The sequence below is a fragment of the Bacteroides sp. 41_26 genome, assembly GCF_949740115.1.
Lineage (GTDB): Bacteria > Bacteroidota > Bacteroidia > Bacteroidales > Bacteroidaceae > Bacteroides > Bacteroides nordii.
This window is the reverse complement of record NZ_CATJGZ010000015.1, coordinates 1-2404: the sequence shown is the minus strand read 5'-3', so window position 1 is coordinate 2404 and position 2404 is coordinate 1. Positions and strand designations below refer to the sequence as shown.

Genomic DNA, 2404 nt, shown 5'->3' with positions numbered 1-2404 from the left:
TTCGGACTTTTTCTTAATATGCTTTTCTATATGTTCTAATGCTTTCGCCTTTTCGTTATGTATATAATATATTATTGGAATAAGGCGGCCATCGTCACCGTATCGTTTTATCATATCGATAAGATTGCTTTCTTTAGAACTCGTTTCAAAATATGGAAAGCCATATTGGATGATAACATCTACTATCTCTTTGGTGTTGTCTGCTATTGTTGAGTAATCATCTTTCAATGTGAAACACCATTCACGATAACAAGTTCCTGGTATAAGATCGCTAATCGTTGTAGCTACCATTGGGCGATAATACTTCGTACAACAGTCTGGTTCACCAAATTTCATTGCTACTTCATTTATGTTTTTATAAATGATCCAGAATGTCAAACTGACTGCTATTACATCTCTCTCTGGATGAGAAAAAGTGAGCCCAATTATCTGAATTACATTATTATTCTCTACTGTACGGACATATTCCCATTGCCCTTTTTTCTTGAATCCATATATAGATAATTTCTGATGTAGAAGTTCTGCGATTTGTTTTTTTAATTCTTTCATATGTTATTTATTTACTTTATTTCCAATCTGTAATCTGCTTGTAATAATGTTAGTTATAAAACATCAAGATAGATTCTATTGAATATTGAAAGGAACAATGAGAATTTAAGATCGAGGATATTCCCATTGTTCCTCCTTCGGTTTTAATCCGTATTTTCTTCATTCAATATTCTTTTGAAGTTTTCCACAAACTCCATGTAATATTTTAAAGCATTATTTTCAACCATTATAAAGTACCCATCTTCTCCAGCTAATCTTTTAGCACTTTCATAATCTTCTTTAGTGAATCCTTTAGATATCTTTTTGATTGATTTTTCAATGTATTGCAATGCACGCTCTTTTTCATTACGCATATGATATATTATTGGGATAATACGACCTTTGTAGTTGGTGGTTGAAGTTCTATCAATCTCATTGATAAGATTATCTTCATTTGATAACATTTCAAGATATGGAAAACCATACTGGATGATAGTAGATGCCACATCTCTAATATTATCTTCCATGGCTTGTGGATCACCATTTAACTCGAAATACCAAGCATGGTAATCTTTTTGGGGCATTAAATAACCAATGTGTATACACTCCATTGGATTGTAATATTTCAAACGATTCGCTTCGCCAAATTTTATAGCTTCATTGTTTATATTCTTATAAATGACACCAACTGAAATTGAAATAAATATTCTGTGCCTTTCTCGATGTGCAAATCCAAGCGCTATTATTTGGACGACATTGTTTTCTTTTACGGTACGGATGAGAAGCCGTTGCTGCTTTTTTTTAAATCCGTATACAGATAACTTCTGCTGCAAAAGTTCCATGATTTGTTTTTTTAATTCTTTCATATCTTCCAATTGTTTCATTATAGTTACCACAGCAATCTCTTTTATCTATAAACTGTATTCCACTGTGAATATAATCTAACTTTATAATTAGCAACTCAAGAGTAATCGAATGCAATTGATCACGTCGCTAATTATTCCGAAATTAAGGAATAGTATGTTTATATATTCTGGCGCTTTTCTTATCTTCATTGACTACAAACTCAACTGCTGCCTGCTCCAGAATAGAAGGAACTGAAATAAGATAAACGGGTGATGGAATGTCAAGTGATTGAAATTCTTTCCAATCTTCATTTACAAAATCACAGTACGAAAGATCATCAAGCAACATATATCCCATGTCAAAATGAGCGAGGACCGGACAACTACTCTCTTTCACTTTGAGGAGAATATAAGCCTCGCAAAACTCTTCGCCGACATCCGTTGAGTTCGTGATTGGTGCTATCCAAGACTCATCCTGACCTTCTTCATAATCTTCTTCATGGCCTATTGCAAATACCCATATTGGATACTTCTCTAAATCGGATAGGTAAACATCTTCAAAAGGTGCAGCCTTTCCTGTTATGTATTCCATCTTTTCTTCATGTTGGAATAGCTTCGAAAAGAAATTACTTAAAAACATATTTTTTCTCCTATATTTTACAGGGGTAGGGGTAATATTTTACATTTGTTTGTTTCTTATGCTATAAAAAGACTTTGTCATAATAAATGCCCATTAAAATAGATTCTATAGAATATTGAAAGAAACAATGGGAAATTAAGGTCGATAGATATTCCCATTGCTCCTCTTTCAGTTTTAATCCCTATTCTCCTCATTCAATATTCTTTTGAAGTTCTCCACAAACTCCATGTAATATTTTAAAGCGTTGTTTTCAACCATAACAAAGTGTCCCTCTTCTCCTGCTAACCTTTTAGCACTTTCATAATCTTCTTTAGTAGGCCATTCGGACTTTTTCTTAATATGCTTTTCTATATGTTCTAATGCTTTCGCCTTTTCGTTATGTATATAATAT

General features: G+C 32.7%; 3 protein-coding genes and 1 pseudogene. All 4 read right to left on the bottom strand.

What is annotated here, in order from left to right; translation table 11 throughout:
* On the bottom strand, nucleotides 1–549 hold a 549-nt coding region (locus QX565_RS00170), incomplete at its 3' end, for a hypothetical protein (RefSeq protein WP_289290517.1).
* Nucleotides 550–692: 143 nt separating this feature from the next.
* A complete protein-coding gene (locus QX565_RS00165; protein ID WP_289290515.1) occupies nucleotides 693–1394 on the bottom strand; it encodes a hypothetical protein in 702 nt (233 codons plus the stop codon).
* 142 nt (nucleotides 1395–1536) lie between these two features.
* The gene (locus QX565_RS00160; protein WP_289290513.1) at nucleotides 1537–1965 is read right to left on the bottom strand and encodes a hypothetical protein; all 429 of its coding nucleotides are present in this window, start codon (nucleotides 1963–1965) and stop codon (nucleotides 1537–1539) included.
* 222 nt (nucleotides 1966–2187) lie between these two features.
* Nucleotides 2188–2404 (bottom strand): annotated as a pseudogene (locus QX565_RS00155) (hypothetical protein); the annotation flags it as partial.